Annotated in this window: 17 protein-coding genes; 8 read left to right on the forward strand and 9 right to left on the reverse strand. The window is 74.5% G+C overall.

Features of this window, described 5'->3' with window-relative positions:
* Positions 1–86 precede the first annotated feature (86 nt).
* The 4 genes from IF30_RS0137715 to IF30_RS0137730 all read left to right on the forward strand — a co-directional run bounded on the left by IF30_RS0137715 (position 87) and on the right by IF30_RS0137730 (position 3,024).
* A complete protein-coding gene (locus IF30_RS0137715) occupies positions 87–749 on the forward strand; it encodes a hydrolase (protein WP_030247132.1) in 663 nt (220 codons plus the stop codon).
* A gap of 38 nt (positions 750–787) precedes the next feature.
* The gene (locus IF30_RS0137720; protein WP_030247161.1) at positions 788–1,312 is read left to right on the forward strand and encodes a DoxX family protein; all 525 of its coding nucleotides are present in this window, start codon (positions 788–790) and stop codon (positions 1,310–1,312) included.
* Entirely contained in the window at positions 1,293–2,018 is a 726-nt protein-coding gene (locus IF30_RS0137725) for a YoaK family protein (protein ID WP_030247134.1), read from the forward strand. The genes IF30_RS0137720 and IF30_RS0137725 overlap by 20 nt, the downstream gene beginning before the upstream one ends.
* A 79-nt stretch (positions 2,019–2,097) precedes the next feature.
* A complete protein-coding gene (locus tag IF30_RS0137730; RefSeq protein WP_030247135.1) occupies positions 2,098–3,024 on the forward strand; it encodes a glyoxalase in 927 nt (308 codons plus the stop codon).
* Between the two features lie 45 nt (positions 3,025–3,069).
* On the opposite strand, the gene IF30_RS0137735 is transcribed toward IF30_RS0137730, so the two are convergent.
* The 3 genes from IF30_RS0137735 to IF30_RS0137745 all read right to left on the reverse strand — a co-directional run bounded on the left by IF30_RS0137735 (position 3,070) and on the right by IF30_RS0137745 (position 6,372).
* Positions 3,070–4,062, reverse strand: a complete 993-nt coding sequence (locus IF30_RS0137735; RefSeq protein ID WP_030247137.1) for a helix-turn-helix domain-containing protein — start codon at positions 4,060–4,062, stop codon at positions 3,070–3,072.
* Between the two features lie 143 nt (positions 4,063–4,205).
* The gene (locus IF30_RS0137740; protein ID WP_037902591.1) at positions 4,206–5,198 is read right to left on the reverse strand and encodes an alpha/beta hydrolase; all 993 of its coding nucleotides are present in this window, start codon (positions 5,196–5,198) and stop codon (positions 4,206–4,208) included.
* Between the two features lie 112 nt (positions 5,199–5,310).
* Entirely contained in the window at positions 5,311–6,372 is a 1,062-nt protein-coding gene (locus IF30_RS0137745; RefSeq protein ID WP_063752964.1) for a helix-turn-helix domain-containing protein, read from the reverse strand.
* 232 nt (positions 6,373–6,604) lie between these two features.
* Between IF30_RS0137745 and IF30_RS0137750 the strand changes: the two genes are divergently transcribed.
* Together IF30_RS0137750 and IF30_RS0137755 are read left to right on the forward strand one after the other, a co-directional pair.
* Entirely contained in the window at positions 6,605–7,024 is a 420-nt protein-coding gene (locus IF30_RS0137750) for a nuclear transport factor 2 family protein (RefSeq protein ID WP_030247143.1), read from the forward strand.
* Positions 7,021–7,815 carry an SGNH/GDSL hydrolase family protein gene (locus tag IF30_RS0137755; protein ID WP_030247145.1) on the forward strand — a complete coding sequence of 265 codons (795 nt, stop codon included), beginning with the start codon at positions 7,021–7,023 and terminating at the stop codon, positions 7,813–7,815. The genes IF30_RS0137750 and IF30_RS0137755 overlap by 4 nt, the downstream gene beginning before the upstream one ends.
* Before the next feature lie 13 nt (positions 7,816–7,828).
* Here the strand turns inward: IF30_RS0137755 and IF30_RS0137760 are convergent, their stop codons facing one another.
* A complete protein-coding gene (locus IF30_RS0137760) occupies positions 7,829–8,410 on the reverse strand; it encodes a PadR family transcriptional regulator (protein ID WP_030247146.1) in 582 nt (193 codons plus the stop codon).
* A 130-nt stretch (positions 8,411–8,540) separates the two neighbouring features.
* Here IF30_RS0137760 and IF30_RS0137765 point away from each other — a divergent pair, with 130 nt between their 5' ends.
* Complete coding sequence (locus IF30_RS0137765; RefSeq protein ID WP_420791202.1) at positions 8,541–10,124, forward strand: FMN-binding glutamate synthase family protein; 1,584 nt, start codon at positions 8,541–8,543, stop codon at positions 10,122–10,124.
* An 86-nt stretch (positions 10,125–10,210) separates the two neighbouring features.
* On the opposite strand, the gene IF30_RS0137770 is transcribed toward IF30_RS0137765, so the two are convergent.
* From IF30_RS0137770 to IF30_RS0137785, 4 genes are all read right to left on the reverse strand, one after another.
* Positions 10,211–11,974 (reverse strand): ABC transporter ATP-binding protein, encoded by a 1,764-nt coding sequence (locus tag IF30_RS0137770; RefSeq protein WP_037902597.1) that lies wholly within the window; start codon positions 11,972–11,974, stop codon positions 10,211–10,213.
* A gap of 204 nt (positions 11,975–12,178) precedes the next feature.
* Complete coding sequence (locus tag IF30_RS47280; RefSeq protein WP_107054624.1) at positions 12,179–12,316, reverse strand: SapB/AmfS family lanthipeptide; 138 nt, start codon at positions 12,314–12,316, stop codon at positions 12,179–12,181.
* A gap of 127 nt (positions 12,317–12,443) precedes the next feature.
* Positions 12,444–15,005, reverse strand: coding sequence for a class III lanthionine synthetase LanKC (gene lanKC / locus IF30_RS0137780; RefSeq protein ID WP_030247152.1), 2,562 nt, complete (start codon positions 15,003–15,005; stop codon positions 12,444–12,446).
* Between the two features lie 740 nt (positions 15,006–15,745).
* Entirely contained in the window at positions 15,746–16,267 is a 522-nt protein-coding gene (locus tag IF30_RS0137785; RefSeq protein ID WP_030247154.1) for a hypothetical protein, read from the reverse strand.
* A 185-nt stretch (positions 16,268–16,452) separates the two neighbouring features.
* Here IF30_RS0137785 and IF30_RS0137790 point away from each other — a divergent pair, with 185 nt between their 5' ends.
* On the forward strand, positions 16,453–16,959 hold the full coding sequence (locus tag IF30_RS0137790) for a GNAT family N-acetyltransferase (RefSeq protein ID WP_030247156.1): 507 nt from the start codon (positions 16,453–16,455) through the stop codon (positions 16,957–16,959).
* A 199-nt stretch (positions 16,960–17,158) separates the two neighbouring features.
* On the opposite strand, the gene IF30_RS0137795 is transcribed toward IF30_RS0137790, so the two are convergent.
* A partial coding sequence (locus tag IF30_RS0137795; protein ID WP_030247159.1) for a non-reducing end alpha-L-arabinofuranosidase family hydrolase occupies positions 17,159–17,368 on the reverse strand: 210 nt, incomplete at its 5' end.

A 17,368-nucleotide genomic window follows, 5' to 3' on the forward strand; every position in this document is an offset into this window, starting at 1 on the left:
CTGTCTCGTGGGCTCGGAGATGTGTATAAGAGACAGGCGCACCCCTGCGCGCAGGACCCGCCGAACGAACCGAAAGGACCATCGTCATGGTCGACTTCACCCAGGTCAGCGCCACCCCGAGCCCGGACCTGCTCACCCCGGACAACTCCGTCGTGCTCTTCGTGGACCACCAGCCGCAGATGTTCTTCGGCACCGGCAGCGGCGACCGGACCGCGATCATCAACGCCACCGTCGGCCTGGCCAAGGCCGCCCGGGCCTTCGACGTCCCCACCGTGCTGACCACCGTCGCCGCCGAGTCCTTCTCCGGCCCGCTGCTGCCGCAGCTCGCGGCGGTCTTCCCCAAGGCCGAGATCCTCGACCGCACCTCCATGAACGCCTGGGAGGACGAGGCGGTCGTCGAGGCGGTCAAGGCCACCGGCCGCGGCAAGGTCGTCATAGCCGGCCTGTGGACCGAGGTCTGCCTGGTCCTGCCGGTGCTGTCCATGATCGACCAGGGCTACGAGGTCTACGTCGTCACCGACGCCTCCGGCGGCGTCTCCCCGCAGGCCCACGAGCACGCCGTCCAGCGGATGGTGCAGGCCGGCGCGGTCCCGGTCACCTGGGTGCAGGTGCTGCTGGAGCTCCAGCGCGACTGGGCCCGCACGGAGACCTACGGCGCCGTCATGGAGATCGTCAAGGAGCACGCCGGCGCGTACGGCCTCGGAGTCGTCTACGCGCAGTCCGTCATCGGCGAGCACGCCGCGGGCTGACGGGACTTCGGGAACTCAGGGACCAGGAACAGGACATGATGGATACCGGACTGCTGACCCTCCGGGTGGTGGTGGGCCTGCTCATCGCCGGCCACGGGATACAGAAGGTGAGCCACCGCCTGGGCGGCAACGGCCTGACGGGCGGGACGGAGGAGTTCCGGCACGACGGCTTCGCCGGCGGCCGGCTCACCGCCCTCGCCGCGGGCGCCGGCCAGATCGGTTCGGGCCTGTTCCTGGCCCTGGGCGCGCTCACGCCACTGGCGGCCATGGTCGCCATGGGCGTGATGACGGTGGCGCTGACGGTCAAGCTGCCGCACGGGCTCTGGGTGCAGAACGACGGCTACGAATACCCGCTCGTGCTGATCGTCGTCACGGGATCGCTCGCCCTCACCGGCCCCGGCCGGTGGTCCGCCGACCACGCCGCCGGCCTCGCCGCCTGGCCGCTCTGGCTCTCGGCCGCGTGCGTCGTGCTCGGCCCGGCCAGCGGACTGCTCACCCGCGCGGTCCTGCACCGCCGGTCGGCACCCGGGGAGGCGACGGCCAGTGCGCGCCCTGCTGACTGACGCCCTCCGCACCCTCGCCCCGCCGCGCGCCGACCGGCACGGCCCGCTGCCGCCGCTGCTGCTCCTGCTGACCGTGGCCACCGGCGTGATCGACGCCGTGAGCTACCTCGGCCTCGGCCACGTCTTCGTGGCGAACATGACCGGCAACGTGGTCTTCCTCGGGTTCGCCCTCGCGGGCGCCCCGGGACTGTCCGCCACGGCCTCGCTCGTCTCCCTGGGCGCCTTCCTGACCGGAGCACTCGCCGGCGGACGGCTCGGCAGCCGGACACCGGCCCACCGGGGACGCCTGCTGGCCCTGGCCACCGGCATCCAGACGGTCCTCACGGCCGCGGCCGCCGTCACCGACGCCGTCACCGACGGCAGCGCCCGCTACGCCCTGATCGTCCTCCTGGGCGTGGGCATGGGCCTGCAGAACGCGGTGGCCAGGAGACTCGGCGTACCGGACCTGACCACCACCGTCCTCACCCTCACCCTGACCGGCCTCGCCGCCGACTCCACGGCGGCCGGCGGCACCGCACCCCGCCCGGGACGCCGGATCCTCTCCGCCCTCGCGATGCTGCTCGGCGGCCTCGCAGGCGCGGCGCTGATCCTGCACGGACAGTCCGTCACCGCCCTCGCCCTGGCCGCAGTGCTGCTCCTGGCCACCGCACTGGCCGCCCACCGCGTCTCGGCACCCGACGCCCACTGGGCCCCGCCGGTGGCCTGATCCACCTCATTCGACGACCCTCACGCGCCCGGCCCCGCTCCGCGGGTGCCGGGCGCGGCGACGACCGGGAGGTCACCCGATGAAACGACACTTCGTCCGACGCGTGGTCCCGCTGGTGGCGGCGATCGCCGCACTGACCGCGATCCCCGCCGCCTCGGCGACCCAGAGCAGCACCCCGGCGCAACAGCCGCTCCCACACCGGCAGTTCGCCGTCGGCCCGCAGTACGACACCACCCACGTCTACGTCGCGCCGGGCACCGAGCAGGCGTTCGCGGCCAGTTGGGTCGCCACCTTCGGCGGGACCACGATCGGGCCGAACGCCACCCAGGTGACCCCGACACCCAGCCGGACGCTCTCCGAGCTGGTGCTGTCACCGGTCGGCACGCTGTCGGTGTTCGACTACACCACCCCCGTCCCGTACCCCTTCGGCACCGAACGCACCGGTTGGCTGGTGACCGACCTCGACCAGGCGGTCCGGGCCGCCCGGGCCGACGGCGCGGCCGTGACGGTCGCCCCGTTCGCCGACCCGATCGGCCGGGACGCCGTCGTCCAGTTCCCCGGCGGGGTGAGCGCCCAGCTCTACGTGCACACCACCCCGCCGTCCTACCCCGACCTGGCGAGCGTGCCGGACAACCGGCTCTACCTGTCGCCGGACGCGGTCGGCGGGTTCCTGCGGAGCTACCTCTCCTTCACCGGCGGCCGCGTCGTCTCCGACGACCGGAAGGCCGACGGCGCCGCGATCGGCCTGCCCGGAACGACGTACCGGCTCCTGCGCCTCAGCTCAGGCTTCGGCACCACCACGGTCACCGTGACGGACGGCCACCTGCCCTACCCGTTCGGCCGGGAGCTCACCGGGTACGGGGTGTCCGACCTCGGCGCCACCCTGGACCGGGCGAAGGCCGCCGGAGCGTCGGTGCAGTGGGGGCCGGTCTCGGTGGGCGGCCGGGACAGCGCGATGGTGCAGTTCCCGGGCGGCTACGTCGCGGAGATCCACACCTGCCGGTGAACCGGTGACCGTTGAACCGGTGGCCGGTCACCGGTTCAACGGCCGTCATGGTCTCGCCGGCAGCCGCGCGGTGCCCGGCGCGGAACCCGCCCCGGCAGCCGCCCGCCACTCGCGCGGGGAGACGCCGTACGCGGCCCGGAACGCCCGGCTGAAGTGGCTGGCGCTCACGAAACCCCAGCGGCCCGCGACCGCCGCCACGGTCGCCCGGGCCGCTGCCGGGCGGGCGAGGTCGCGGCGGCACATGTCGAGGCGCTGGCGCTGGATCCAGCGGGCCGCCGTCACCCCCTCGTAGCGGAAGAGCTTGTGCAGGTACCGCACGGACACGTGGTGGGCGGCCGCGATCCCTTCCGGAGAGAGGTCCGGATCCCCCAGGTGACGCAGGATGTGGTCCTTGACCCGGGCCAGCACGGCCAGGGCCGCCTCGGGAGCCTCCGGGACGAACCGGCCGCGGCGCTCGTGCGCGAGCACCGCGAGCAGGTCGAGCGCCGTGGCGGCGAGCCAGGACGCCAGCTGCGGCTCCACCGGTTCGGCCGGCCGGGAGAGGCACTCCAGGTAGGCGGCCACCAGGCGGGCGGTGCCGCTGCCGGCGTCGAAGGCCGTCCCGGTGAGCACCCGCAGGTCCTCCTCGCGGACGCCGACCGCCGACCGCGGCCAGTGGAAGGCCGTGAAGGCGAACGGCTCCGGCAGGTCCTTGGTGAACGGCCGTCCGGCGTCGGAGATCGCGAAGGTGCCGGGGCGCAGCGCCACCTGGCGGCCGTCCTGGACCAGCCGGGCGGTCCCGCGGTGCTGGAGGGCCAGCGTGAGGTGGTCCTCGCCGCCGCGGGCGATCAGCCCCGCACTGCGCTCGACCCGCTGCGGGCCGGCCTGGACGAGGGAGACCTGTACGGCGCCCACCCGGTGGCTGGTGATCGTCGCGGCGGCGGGCGCGCTTTCGTGCAGCACCACGTCGAGCGGGATGAAGGTGTGGGACACGGCCTCGTGCCAGTACGCGGCGCGATCGGCGGACGGCACCGCCGCGGTGTCGAGAACGACGGACATCGGCTACTCCTCGGACGGCTGTCGGCCGGACCCCCGGGTCCGGGCATCGCGGGGTCGGGCGGGTGTGTCGGGCGCGTGGGCGATCGCGGGGTCGGGCGGGTGGGCGCGGGGCCGGCTCCCGGCGGGACGCGCCCGGGAGCGGGTCACCAGGAACGGCGGTGCAGGGCGACGTGCACGGTGTCGACGGCCTGGACCAGCGCGGCCCGGGCGGTGCCGGTCGGGCAGACCCCGTCGAGCAGCAGGAAGCCGTGCACGGCGCCCTGGTAGCGCATCGCCACGACCGGCACCCCCGCGGTGCGGAGCCTGGCCGCGTAGGCCTCGCCCTCGTCCCGCAGCACGTCGGCCTCGGCGGTGACGACGAGCGCCGGGGGCAGCCCGGTGAGCTGGTCCAGGGAGGCCCGCAGGGGCGCGGCGGTCGCCTCCGTCCGCCGCCGCGGCTCGGGCAGGTAGTCGTCCCAGAACCTGCGCATGTGGTCGCGGTGCAGGAAGTAGCCCGTCGCGAACCTGCGGTAGGAGGGGGTGTCGAAGTCCGCGTCGGTCACCGGGTACAGCAGCACCTGGTGCACCAGCCGTACGTCTCCGCGCTCCCGGGCCAGCAACGTCAGGGCGGCCACCAGGTTGGCTCCCGCGGAGTCGCCCACGGCGGCCATCCGCCGGCCTTCCAGCCCGATCTCGTGGCCGTGCGCGTGGATCCACCGGGCCACCGCGTAGCACTGCTCGACGGCCACCGGGTAGCGGGCCGCGGGCGCCCGGGCGTAGTCCACGTACACCACGGCGGCGTCGGTGCCCAGGGCGAACTCCCGGACCAGCCGGCCGTAGCAGGCCGCGTCGCCGAGCGACCAGCCGAGGCCGGGCAGGAACAGCACCACGGGGCTCGGCCCGGCGGCGCCGACGGGTCTGGTCACCTGGACGTGCACCCGCCCGGACGGTCCGCAGGGCAGGGCGAGCCACTGCGCCGTGGTGCCGTAGGGGTCGTCCGGGGCGCCGGCCGGTCCTTCCTCCGGCACGTCCTCGGGGGTGAGGAGGGAGAGGTCCGGCAGTTCAGCCGCGGGCCGGCCGGCCCGGGCGTCCAGGAACTCCTGGAGTGCCCGGTCGAGCACCGGGCGCCGGTCCGGCAGGGGGTCGGTGTCGGGCAAGTCTTCGCTCCTGGCTTCGGTTCGGTGGGCGCCGCGGCGCCCGCGTGCGTCCCGGCCGGGACCGGTGTGCGTCGGGCCGAACGTCGAGCGCACCTGCCCGCGGTGCCCCGCGTCACTCGACCGTACCGGCCGGGCCGGCGGCCTCGGTGGCCCGACCGCGCCCGGCATTCCGGCCGTCGGCCGGCGGTTCGGCGGCCGGCCGGCCGGCGTCGTCGGTCCGCAGCGCGCGCCACTCGCGCGGCGGGACGCCGTACGCGGCCCGGAAGGTCCGGCTGAAGTGCGCCGGGTTGACGAAGCCCCACCGCTGGGCGACGGCCGACACCGTCGGTGCGGTGCGGCCGCGCCGGGCCAGTTCGCGGGCACAGGCCTCCAGGCGGCGCTGCTGGATGAACCGGCTCACCGTCACGCCTTCGCCCTCGAAGAGCCGGTGCAGGTACCGCACGGAGATGTGGTGGGCGTGGGCGATCCGTTCGGGCGTCAGCTCCGGATCGCCCAGGTGGTGGTCGATGTACTCCCGCGCCCGCCGGACCAGGTGCGCGTTCGGGGCGTCGTCCGTGCCGTCCGCCGCCCGGGAGCGGGCGAGTTGGGCGACGAGCGCGCCGATCAGGTCGGCGACGCTGCCGGCCAGCCGGTCGCCGACCGGGGCCGGGTAGGAGTGCGCGGAGGCGGCGAGGACGCCGAGGAACGGCAGGAGCACCGGTCCACACCCCTCGCCCGGGCCGACGGCCGTCGCCGACACGTGCCGCAGGTCGCGCTCCGGCACCCCCAGCAGGCGGCGCGGCAGGTGGAACAGGTGGGTGCGGAAGCGCTCCGGGTAGTCGACGGCGTACGGGCGTGCCGTGTCGTACAGGACGAGCCCGCCCGGCGGCACCTCCGCCCGGCGTCCGTCCTGCTCGAGGACGGCCCGGCCCGACACCTGCACGCCGACCCCGACCTGCGGCTCGCTGCGCGGGGCCCGCGCGATCAGCGCCGCCGTACGGGAGAGCCGGGCCGCGTCGGCCTCCATCGTGGAGATCCGCACGTACCCGAGCCGGTGCGACTCCAGGAGCCCGTCGAACGGCCGCCCGGTGAGCGGGCGCACCTCCACCGGCACCAGGGTCCGCGACAGCGCCCCGCTCCAGAACGCGGCCCTGTCCCGGTCCGCGACCGACGCCGTCGTCACCCGCACGTCCATCTGACCGCCCTTCCACCGGAGTCCTGCGCACTCTCAGCGTGGGGCGCCGGCGCGGCGGGCCGGTAGGTCATCTGACTGTCGTCCCGGGGCGTGCGCCGGGAAGCCCGGCCGGGGGAGGCCGGTGCGGGCGGGCCGTCCTCGTCGCCCCGGCCGGCCGGCCCTCGACACCGCCCGGACCGCGCGGCTAGGCTCGCGCGGGTAGCTATTCAATTTGTTGACTAGGGAGCCCTCCGTGCACCCCTTCCGCGCAGCCGTCGAGGCCGGCGACCACGACGCCATCGAGGCCCTCCTGGCCGACGACGTCGTCTTCGTCAGCCCGGTCGTCTTCAAGCCCTACCCGGGCAAGGCCATGACCGCCGCGATCCTGCGCGGTGCCGGACGGGTCTTCGAGGACTTCCACTACGTCCGCGAGATCGACGGCACCGACGGCCGCGACCGCGCCTTCGTCTTCAAGGCCACCGTCGACGGCCGCGAGGTGCACGGCTGCGACTTCCTCCACTTCGACGAGGACGGCCTGATCGACGAGTTCACCGTGATGGTCCGCCCCCTCTCGGGCGCGCAGGCGCTCGCCGCCGCGATGGGCGCGCAGTTCGACCGGATCACCGCCGAGGCGCTGGGCGCGGCCGAGACCCCGGGCGCGTCCGAGGCATGAGCGCGACGACGGGCTTCCGCCGCTACGTCGCGGTCGGCGACAGCCAGACCGAGGGCCTGGGCGACGGTGACGAGACGACCGGCTGGCGGGGCTGGGCGGACCGACTGGCCGAGACGATCGCCGAGCAGGAACCCGACCTGCTCTACGCCAACCTCGCCGTCCGCGGCCGGCTCGCCGGCCAGGTGCGGGCCGAACAGCTCGCCCCCGCCCTCGAGTTGAAGCCGGACCTGGTCACCGTCGTCGCCGGGATGAACGACCTGATGCGGCCGGCCTTCGACGCGGGCGCGGTCGTGGCGGAGCTGGAGGCGATGTTCGCCGCCTTCACGGCCACCGGGGCGCGGGTGCTCACCTTCACCTTCCCCGACATCGGCCGGATCGCGCCGCCGGCCCGCGGCCTGCGGCCCCGGGTCCTGGACCTCAACGCACGCATCCGGGCCACGGCCGACCACCACGGCGCCGTGGTCGTCGACTTCTTCCCCCACCGGGTGACGACCGATCCGCGCATGTGGAGCGCCGACCGGCTGCACGCCAGCCCGCTCGGCCACGCCGGGATCGCCGCCGCGGCGGCCGACGCGCTCGCCCTGCCCGGCAGCGACGGCGGGTGGACGGAGCCACTGCCGCCGCTCCCGGCAGCAGGGCTGCGGCAGCGCGCCGCCCAGGAGGCCGCCTGGATCGGCACCTTCCTCGGACCGTGGCTGCTGCGCCGCCTCCGCGGCCGCTCCTCCGGCGACGGGCGGGTCGCGAAGCGTCCGGAACTGCGGCCCGTCACGGCTCCCCGCCCGGTGCACTGAGCGGCCGCGCCCGTCAGGCCGGCCCCTGCGCGGGGGCCGGCGCGGCGGCGCGCCGCTCCAGGACCGCGAGCGCCAGCTCGCACCAGCGCTGGTTCTCGCGCTCGAACGACAGCCCGCGCATCAGCGTCAGATACGGCCCGACCCGTTCGGCGGTGGCGAGGTGGTCGTCCTCGGAACGCCCGTCCAGCAGCCGCGCCCGCAGGCGTTCGTAGCGGGCGATCTTGGCCTGCGCCCAGGTCAGACGTTCGTGCAGCGCCGCGCGCACGGCGTCCGGGTCGCCCGCGTCCACGGCCTGCACCTGGACGAGCAGTTCGTCCCGGATCGCGGACGGCCGTGGCGGTGCGGCCGTGAACGAGCGCAGCGCGGCGCGGCCCGCCTCGGTGAGTGAGAACAGCCGCTTGTTCGGCCGCCGCTCCTGCTCCACGACCCGGGCGCCGATCAGCCCCTCGGCCTCCATCCGGTCCAGCTCCCGGTAGAGCTGCTGCGGTGTGGCCATCCAGAAGTTCGCCACCGACGCGTCGAACGCCTTCGCCAGGTCGTACCCGGACGCCTCGCCCTCCAGCAGGGTCGACATGATCGCGTTGCGCAATGCCATGCCGCCAGCCTAGCGAGCGCCCCGGGACACCGGTCGCCGACGGGAGCGATCAGGGAGCACCGCGACTGCTGCACGGGCGGCCTGCGCGGCCCGGGTGACTACCGGAACCGTTCGGGATTAGACGGTCGGCGTGTTGAGATTCCTGTGGGTTGCCTGGTTGGTGTGCGGGGCGGTCGCCGCCGCGGCGGTGGCCGTGGTGGTGTCGCCGTGGTGGTGGTGTGCGGCGGGGCCCCTGCTGGCGCTGGCGGCGCCGGCCGTGGCGGACGTGCTGCAGACCCGGCACTCGGTGCTGCGCAACTACCCCGTCCTCGGCCACCTGAGGTTCGCGATGGAGGGCATCCGGCCGGAGGTGCAGCAGTACTTCGTCGAACGCGACGTGGACGGCCGCCCGTTCGACCGCGACACCCGCAGCATCGTCTACGCACGGGCGAAGGGCACCGACGCGGCGGAGCCCTTCGGTACGGAGCTGGACCTGTACGAGAGCGGGCGCGAGTTCCTGGTGCCGTCGATGGCCCCGGTCGCGGTGCCCGAGCAGCCGCCCCGGGTGCGGGTCGGCGGCCCGGACTGCACCCGGCCGTACGAGATGGCGCTGCTGAACGTGTCGGCGATGAGTTTCGGCTCCCTGTCGGCCAACGCCGTGCTGGCCCTGAACACCGGTGCGGCGCGGGGCGGCTTCGCCCACGACACGGGGGAGGGCGGGCTGTCCGAGTACCACCTGCGGCCCGGCGGGGACCTGGTGTGGGAGATCGGCACCGGCTACTTCGGCTGCCGCACCCGCGACGGGGACTTCGACTCCGGCCTGTTCGCCGAGAAGGCGGCACACCCGCAGGTCAAGTGCGTGTCGCTGAAGCTCAGCCAGGGCGCGAAGCCCGGTATCGGCGGTGTGCTGCCCGGCCCGAAGGTCAACGCCGAGATCGCGAGGGTCCGCGGTGTCCCGCAGGGCGAGACCGTCACCTCACCGCCCTACCACCGGGTCTTCTCCACCCCGCGCGAGCTGGTCCGGTTCATCGGGCGGATGCGCGAACTGGCGGGCGGCAAGCCGACCGGGTTCAAACTGTGCGTCGGCTCGCGCCGCCAGTTCCTCGCGGTGTGCAAGGCGATGCTCGACGAAGGGGTGAGTCCGGACTTCATCGTGGTCGACGGCGCGGAGGGCGGGACGGGAGCGGCCCCGCTGGAGTTCGCCGACCACGTCGGCATGCCGCTCACGGAGGGCCTGATGGTGGTGCACAACGCGCTGGTGGGCACCGGTCTGCGCGACCGGATCCGGATCGGTGCCAGCGGCAAGGTGGCCACCGGGAGCGATCTCGTGAAGCGGTTGATCCAGGGCGCCGACTACACCAACGCCGCCCGGGCCATGATGTTCGCCGTCGGCTGCATCCAGGCGCAGCGCTGCCACACGAACACCTGCCCGGTCGGCGTGGCTACCCAGGACCCTCGCCGGGCCCGCGCCCTGCACGTGGGGGACAAGTCCGAGCGGGTGCGGCGCTACCAGGAGGCGACCGTCAAGAGCGCCCTGCAGATCATGGCGGCGATGGGGGTCGACGAGCCCTCGCAGCTGCGCCCGCACCTGCTCCGGCGCAGGGTCGACCCGCAGACCATCCTCTCCTACGCGGACCTCCACCCCGGCCTGTTGCCGGGCCAGCTCCGCCACGACCCGCCGGAATCCTGGGCGCACGACTGGCACGCCGCCGACCCCGACCGCTTCACCGTCTGAGCTCCGGAGGGCGCTCCCGTGGCCCGTACCGGTCGGCGTCCCCGCCGTGGAGGCCGGTGGCCTCCACGCGCCGTCTCCGGCCCTGCCTAGGCAGTGGTGAGGATCGTCTGGCTGGTGACGAGTTCCCGGTACGGGGGGCAGCGTTGCAGCAGGGTGTGGTGGTCGCCGGCGTCGACGACGGTGCCGCGGTTCATCATGATCACGTGGCGGGCGTCCTGCACGGTGGAGAGCCGGTGGGCGACCACGATCACCGCCCTGGTCGCCGCCAGGTCCGCCACGATGGTGCGGAAGCGCTGCTCGTTCAGCCCGTCGAGCTGGCTGGTGGGTTCGTCCAGCAGCACGATCTCCGCGTCGGACAGCAGCGCCCGGGCCAGCGCCATCCGCTGGCGCTGACCGCCGGAGAGGTCGCACTCGCGGCCGAGGGGCGTGTCGAGGCCCTGCGGCAGGCGGGCGATGTCCTCGCTGAGACCGACGGCGTCCAGCGCGGCGGTCAGTTCGGCTTCGTCGGCCTGCTCGGCGCGACCGAGCTGGAGGTTCTCCCGGGCGGTCGCCTCGAGCAGCGTGAACGACTGGTCCACGTAGGCGATCCGGGCGCGCAGCGCGTCCAGCGGCCAGTGGGCGGTGTCGTGGCCGAGGACGGTGACCGAGCCCGAGGTGGGCCGGATGAAGCAGTCGATGAGCGAGAGGGTGGTGCTCTTCCCGGCCCCGGAGGGTCCTACCACCGCCGTCAGCCCGGTGCGCCTGGTGCTGAAGGAGACCTCGCGCAGCGCGGCGTCGCGGGAGCCGGTGTGGGTGAAGGAGACGGAGCTGAAGACCACCGAGGGGACGTCCGGTCGTGCGGGCGGCACCGTGCGGTCGGCGTCCTGCGGACCGGCCTCGGGGGCGAGGGCGAGCAGGTCGGCGCACCGGTCGCGGGCCGCGAGCCCGGCCTGGAGCCGGCCGAAGCCGGTGGCCAGGGCGCTGATCGAGGGCACGGTCTGCAGGAGGTAGAGCAGGAACGCGGCGAACGCGGCGGCCTGGATGCCGCCGGTGGCCATCCGGGCGCCGCCGGCCAGGATCACGGCGATCAGCGCGAGCTGGTTGCCGAGCGTCAGCACGGCCGGGATCAGCGAGTTCAGCCGCCCGCCGGCCAGGGAGACGGCGCGCAGCCGTTCGGCGTCCGCGGCCAGCACCCGGGCGGCCATCGGCTCGGCCCGGTAGGCCTTGATCGTGGTCAGCGCCTCCAGATCGGCCGTGAAGCGTTGGGCGATCCGGCCCACGGCGTCCTGCTGGCCGCTCACGTTGGCCTTCATGCGGCGCACGATCAGCAGCACCAGGACGGTGAGCGCGGCGAACGCGAGGACGGTGACCACGGTCAGGATCCAGTCGATCCACACCATCACGACCAGCGTCGCCGTCACCGTCAGGGCGGCCAGCGGAAGTTGGGTGGCGACGTCGACGACTTGGCGCAGCAGCAGCGCGTCCGAGGTGATCCGGGCGGTGAGTTCGCCGGTGCCCTGGGCCCGGACGACGGCGAGCGGCAGGCGCAGCGTGTGCTCCATGATCCGGGTGCGCAGCCGGTAGGTCATCCGCTCGCCGATGCGGGCGAGCAGGAAGCCGGAGAGTGCCTGGGCGAGCGCTCCGGCTGCCGCGGCGGCGCACATCAGCAGGACGTCGGGGCCCAGCGGCCGGTGCGCGGAGAAGTCGGTGATGATCTGCCGGACCAGCAGGGGGAGGGCCAGGGCGGCGCCGGTGGAGGCCAGCGCGAGGAGCAGCGCGACGGTCAGTGCCCACGGCTCGGTGGTCAGCTCGCAGCGTAGGCGGACCCGGTCCGCCGGGCGGGGGGTGGTGCGAGCGGGCTGGTCGGGCACGGCGTCCTCTCGGCTGGTGCGGCGTACGGGCGGTGCGGGGTACGGGCGGTGAGGGGTAAGGGCGGTGAGGGGGTACGGGCGGTGCGGCGGCTCCGCGCCGCCGGAGGGCAGGGGCCGATGGCACGGGGTGCGGACGGGCCGCGGCGATGGCTTCACCGCCGCGGCCCGCTACCTCAGGTCCGACTTACCGGCCAAGCGGCGGTGTCAGAGACAGAGCAGGGTGCTCACGGTGCTGACGGTGCAGTTGAGGACGCTCAGCGAGCTGACGTTGGCCATCGTGTCGTCGATCTCGACCGCCTCGGTCTCGGCCAGCTCGATCGTCTGCAGGTCCAGGATCGCCATGACTGTTCTCCTTCACTAAGGGATGGATCGCCCGGCCGGCGGCCGGGAGTCTGGGTGGCACGCGCGGGGCGTGCGGGGAGGGGGCCCGTGGCCCGGGACGGGACGCCCGGGCGGGGCGGCCGGCCCGTCAGTCGGACCGGCCGGTCCAGGGCAGGAAGGGCGTGTCGGCCAGTGCGGTGCCGAGGGCGAGCAGCACGCCGGCCGAGCCGGTCGCCAGGTCCGCGGAGAGCCGCAGCAGCTGGTCGCCGGGGAAGGCGAGCCGGCCCCGGTAGGAGACCTGGTGCCAGGCCAGCAGGGCCCGCTGCCGGTCGGGCAGCGCCGCAGCGCCCGGTTCGGCTGCCCGGTGCCGGGTCAGCGCCGCGTAGCCGATCAGCCCCGCCCGGCCGTTGAACAGGCCGGGCTGGATGACGAACTCGGGCGCCGCGGCCAGGCGGATCGCCGGCTCGTGTCGAGCCGACGGGCTGTCCGGGCGGTGCTCCAGCAGCGCGTCCAGCACGAGGCCGATCCCGGTGCTGCCGGTCTCCAGGTACGGGAGCACCCGACGGCCGTCCGCGACCTGCAGACTGCCGTCCGTGACCAGCGTGCACCGGTCGAGGTCGAGCTCCAGCAAGGTCTCGGCCTGGTCGAGCAGCGCGCTCTCGCCGGTCTCCTCGTAGAGGCGGACCAGGGCGAGCGCGGCACCGGCGGCGCCGCCCAGCAGGCCCGCCCGACGCCGGGGATCGCCGCGGCCGGCCTTCTCCAGTACGGCGGCCGAGGCGAGGGCGAGCGCGAGCGACTCGTCCAGCAGCCGCCGCTCGCCGGTGGCCCGGGCGAAGTGCAGCAGGGTCAGGGCGATGCCGGGCCCGCCGGTGGCCAGATCCGGCCGGGGTTCGTCGTCCGGGGCGGTGGCGAGGCGGCTCAGCAGGTCGAGCGCCGCGCCGCGTTCGCCGAGCAGGTCCAGTACGTACGCCACGCCGTGTCCGCCGTGGTACAGCCCCGGTTCGGCCGGATGGTCGGCGGCCCGGACCAGCCAGCGGACGTGCTCGGGATCGATCGCGGCGCCGGTGGCGTGCAACGCGTACAGAACGCCGGCGGCGCCGTGGCCGAGGCCGAGGCCACCGTGGGTGAACTGGGCGACGTCGCCGGGGAAGAGCCGGTCGGCTCGCTCCGGGGTGGCCATCGCCGCGATCCCGGCGGCCAGCGAGTCACGGATCCGCGGCCAGTCGGCCTCCGGCGCCCTCAGCAGCGCGCCGAGCTCCGCGCGGCGCTCGCCCAGCTCGGGGCGGGCGGTCCGGCCGGCCGCGGGCGCCGGCCCGAGCAGACGGCGGATCGGGGCGGTGTAGCCGTCGGGCACCGGGAAGCGGCTCTCGATCGCGTCGGCGAGCTCGTCGGCCTTGCCCGGGTCCAACGCGGGCAGTTGCGCCAGCGGCAGGAAGAGCCACAGCCGGATCGCGGCCAGTGCGTACCGGTCGATCTGCTGACCGGTGTAGCCGGGCGGCGCCGCGAAGCCGGCCGCGCCGAGCGCCGGGCGGACGAAGTCGTCGACGGTACTGGCGAGTTCGAAGTCGATGAAGCAGACGTCGCCGTTCGGCCGGATGAGCACGTTGCGCGGGTGCAGGTCGCCGAAGACCACGCCGCGGGCGTGGATCGCCGTCACCACCCGCTCGATCCGGTCCGCGACCGCCAACGCCTCGCGGGTGTACTCGGCGACGACGGCCTCGTCGACGTCCGGGTGGGTCAGCGGGTAGCGGGCCGCCAGCCATTCGCTCAACGACCTGCCCTCGACGAACTCCTCGACCAGGAACTCGTGTTCCCAGGCCGTCAGCAGCCCGCGCTGCTCGGGGACGCCGGGCACGCCCGACAACCGGAGCAGGATGTCGTGCTCGTTGCGCAGCCTGGTCACGGCGTCGACCCCGCGCTGGTCCAGCCCGGCGTGCGGCCGGGCCTCCTTCAGCACCAGGTGCGATCCGTCGGCGTCGTCCCGCGCCAGGTACACCCCGCCGGCGTTGGAGAAGTGCAGCGCCCGCTCGATGGAGTACGGCAGTCCGGTGTCCTGCTGCGCCGCCCGCGCGGCCAGGGCCGGCGCGATCACGGCCGGCACCGGCGCCCAGGACGGCACCGCGAAGCCGGGGCCGCGCACGTCCGGTACCGGACGGCCGTCCGGACCGGTCAGCGCGAGCACCTGCTCGCCCGCCTCGTTGCGGCAGTGCTGCTCCGCGAATCCGCCGTAGCGCAGGTAGAGCGGGCCCTCGCCCCAGCGCAGGTCGCTGAGGATGTACGGCCCCTTGCGGCCGGCCAGTGCAGTGCCCAGACCGTCGAGACATCGCTCCAACTGCGCGTCGTCCACCGGGTACAGCGTGCAGAACTTCCCACTGGCGCCGCGCGGGGCGTACTTGGAGTTCTGCACCTGGAGGACCGGCAGTCCGCGCAGGAACTTGAACGCCACGCGTTCCCGCAGACAGAACGCGAAGACCTGCTCCAGCACCTCCTCGGCGTCCTCGGCACGCGAGGACACGTGGATCTTCCAGCCCTGCGAGGGCAGTTGGACGCCCGCAGGCCGCACCACGGCCCAGATCTCCTGGTCCCCGCGCTGCCAGCCCGCCGGCAGCGGCCGGCTGACGGCGTCGAACTCCTCGTGAGCGCCCCAGCGACGGGGCGAGTCGTAGAAGAGCGGGTCGGCGAACGCGTAGACCTCGTAGCGGTTGTCCAACGAGAAACCTCCTCGGAGCACGGAGCACGGAGCACGGAGCACGGAGCACGGAGCACGGAGCACGGGGCACGGGGCACGGGGCACGGGGCACGGAGCACAGGGCGTATGAGGGGACGGCGGCGGAAGCCCGGGCCGCCGGCACGGAGGGACCGCTGGGCGGGGCGCCACTTCACCGTCGGTCGGCCAGGAGTGCCGGCCGCGAGATGACCATCCGAAATATGCCGTCCGCCGGGTCCGTCCACAACAGCGCAAACGGAGCCCGATCCATGACATGTGCACAACGGAGTGCCCCGCGACCCGTGAACGCGCCGGCAGGCGACCGCGCGCGCCTGTTCGACCGCCTGTGCCACCTTGCGCCGGAGTCCGCAGAGCGTCGACGACCGCGCCCGGCCGCCTCAGCCGGCCCCCCGACAGCGCCTGAGCTGCGCGGCAACGGTGCCGGGAGCCTCGCGGCGCCGGGCGGGAGACGGGCTCGGGCGGCACGCAGCGGGGGGCGCACGCCGTCGGGAGGCCGGTGATCCCACCAGGACTCGCCATCGGAATCAGCCGGCCGGTGCGCCCTCACCCCGCCGGTCCGGCGTCGTCGGCACGTGTGGACGGTCGTGCGCCTCCACCCCGATGTCGACCCGTGGCGGACGGGGAGGCGGGACACCGCCGCCCGGGAAGGCCCCGGCAGGGCACTGCCACGCGCCACGGGTGGCTACGAACGGCAACCGACCGCTATGGAACGCTACGAACGGCTACCGGCGGGGCGACCCGCCGGTGGCCGCCCCGGCCGTCAGCCGGCGGTGGGTGGTCCGCACGATCTCGTGCCAGAACGGTGCGGCCGACAGGTAGCCGCCGAGCGCGGCGAGCACGCAGAACGAGACGTCGACGCTCACCCGGCCCTGCTTGGCCCAGTAGACGTCCTGCAGGTCCAGCAGCAGCGCGAACTCGTCCGTGATCAGGGCCGTGCCCGCACCGTAGACGGCGGCCACCGCCGGGTGGCCGACCGCCTTCTCGTCACCGCGGACGGCCACCAGGCCGACCCCGGCCAGCGCCGCGATGCCGATGTTGTAGTGGTGCAGGTGCTTTCCGCCGGCCGACACGTTCCCCCAGGGCAGCCAGCCCCCCTTGATCCCGTGCGTGATGAACCGCACCGTGCCGAAGGTGGTGCCGAACGCCGCCCACATCACCACCAGCGACCGCTGCGTCGGCGTCAGCTGCCGGTCCACCACCCGCCGCCACTCGTCCACCAGCCGCTTGTGCGTCGCCGTTGCCATGCCACCGACCTCCGACCACCGTCCGGCCCCCACGGCCGACGCTAATCGAGGTCCGGCCCGCCCACCCACAACTGGTCACCCAGGTGGCGGAGGCCGGCCCGTCCGCTGTGGCGCCGCCGGTGAGCCGGCGCCTCGCCGTGGAATCGGCTTGCCCGTGCGGTCCGTCCTGGGGCAGGGTCCGTACCATGCCCGAACAGTACGAACTGGAACTGCGCAGCCTGAGCTCCGACGACTGGTCGCTCTGGCGCGACCTCCGCCTGGCCGCCCTCGCGGAGGCTCCCCATGCCTTCGGCTCCACCCTCGCCGACTGGCAGGGCTCCGGCGACCGCGAGGAGCGCTGGCGCTCCCGGCTGGAGATCCCCGGCGCCCTGGACCTGGTGGCGGTCCTCGACGGCACCCCCGTTGCCATGGCCAGCGGCATCCCGGCCGACGAGGACCAGTCCGCCGCCGAGCTGATCTCCCTGTGGGTCGGCCCGCTCGCCCGTGGCCGGGGTGTCGGCGACCGCCTCATCGCCGAGATCGCCCGATGGGCGGCAGGCGAGGGCTACCGGACCCTCAAACTCGCCGTCATGCCCCACAACGACGCCGCCATCACCCTCTACCGCCGCAACGGCTTCGCCGACACCGACGAACTCGGCGATCTCCTCGACGACGGCACCACCCGCGAACTCGTCCTGGGCAAGGCCCTGTAGCGGCCGTCCCTGGCAGCGGCGGCCCGCCGTGCCGCGGGCCCCGGAACCGCCTGCGCACAGCAGGAAGGACCCCGGCCGCGCGGCCGGGGTCCTTCGAGTCGGTGAGTACCGGTCAGTGGGTGCGGTCGTCCACGCTGTGGACAGCCCGTCCGCGGGTCGGCGGACAGCACCCCGTCGCGGTCACCGCGAGTCGGGCGGGTCAGTGCTGCAGGGTGAGCAGGCCCGGCCGGTACGGCAGTTGCAGGTAGGGGGCGCCGTCCGAGGAGGGGGACCTGCCCTGGTAGAGGAGCTGCAGGTTGCAGGGGTCGACGGTCATGGTCTGGTCGGGGTTGTTGCGGACGAGGTCGCCGTGGCTGATGTCGTTGGTCCAGGTGGCGCCGCTGTTGGCCTTGCCCGCGAAGGGGTTGCT

Origin of the sequence: Streptomyces sp. NRRL S-350 (genome assembly GCF_000719705.1) — a bacterium.
Taxonomy (GTDB): domain Bacteria; phylum Actinomycetota; class Actinomycetes; order Streptomycetales; family Streptomycetaceae; genus Kitasatospora.

Excerpts from the sequence above, each read along its gene's own strand:
- IF30_RS0137715 (WP_030247132.1), top strand. The coding sequence starts at position 87 with ATGGTCGACTTCACCCAGGTCAGCGCCACCCCGAGCCCGGACCTGCTC.
- IF30_RS0137720 (WP_030247161.1), top strand. The coding sequence starts at position 788 with ATGGATACCGGACTGCTGACCCTCCGGGTGGTGGTGGGCCTGCTCATC.
- IF30_RS0137730 (WP_030247135.1), top strand. The coding sequence starts at position 2,098 with ATGAAACGACACTTCGTCCGACGCGTGGTCCCGCTGGTGGCGGCGATC.
- IF30_RS0137735 (WP_030247137.1), bottom strand. The coding sequence starts at position 4,062 with ATGTCCGTCGTTCTCGACACCGCGGCGGTGCCGTCCGCCGATCGCGCC.
- IF30_RS0137745 (WP_063752964.1), bottom strand. The coding sequence starts at position 6,372 with ATGGACGTGCGGGTGACGACGGCGTCGGTCGCGGACCGGGACAGGGCC.
- IF30_RS0137755 (WP_030247145.1), top strand. The coding sequence starts at position 7,021 with ATGAGCGCGACGACGGGCTTCCGCCGCTACGTCGCGGTCGGCGACAGC.
- IF30_RS0137760 (WP_030247146.1), bottom strand. The coding sequence starts at position 8,410 with ATGGCATTGCGCAACGCGATCATGTCGACCCTGCTGGAGGGCGAGGCG.
- IF30_RS47280 (WP_107054624.1), bottom strand. The coding sequence starts at position 12,316 with ATGGCGATCCTGGACCTGCAGACGATCGAGCTGGCCGAGACCGAGGCG.
- IF30_RS0137785 (WP_030247154.1), bottom strand. The coding sequence starts at position 16,267 with ATGGCAACGGCGACGCACAAGCGGCTGGTGGACGAGTGGCGGCGGGTG.
- IF30_RS0137790 (WP_030247156.1), top strand. The coding sequence starts at position 16,453 with ATGCCCGAACAGTACGAACTGGAACTGCGCAGCCTGAGCTCCGACGAC.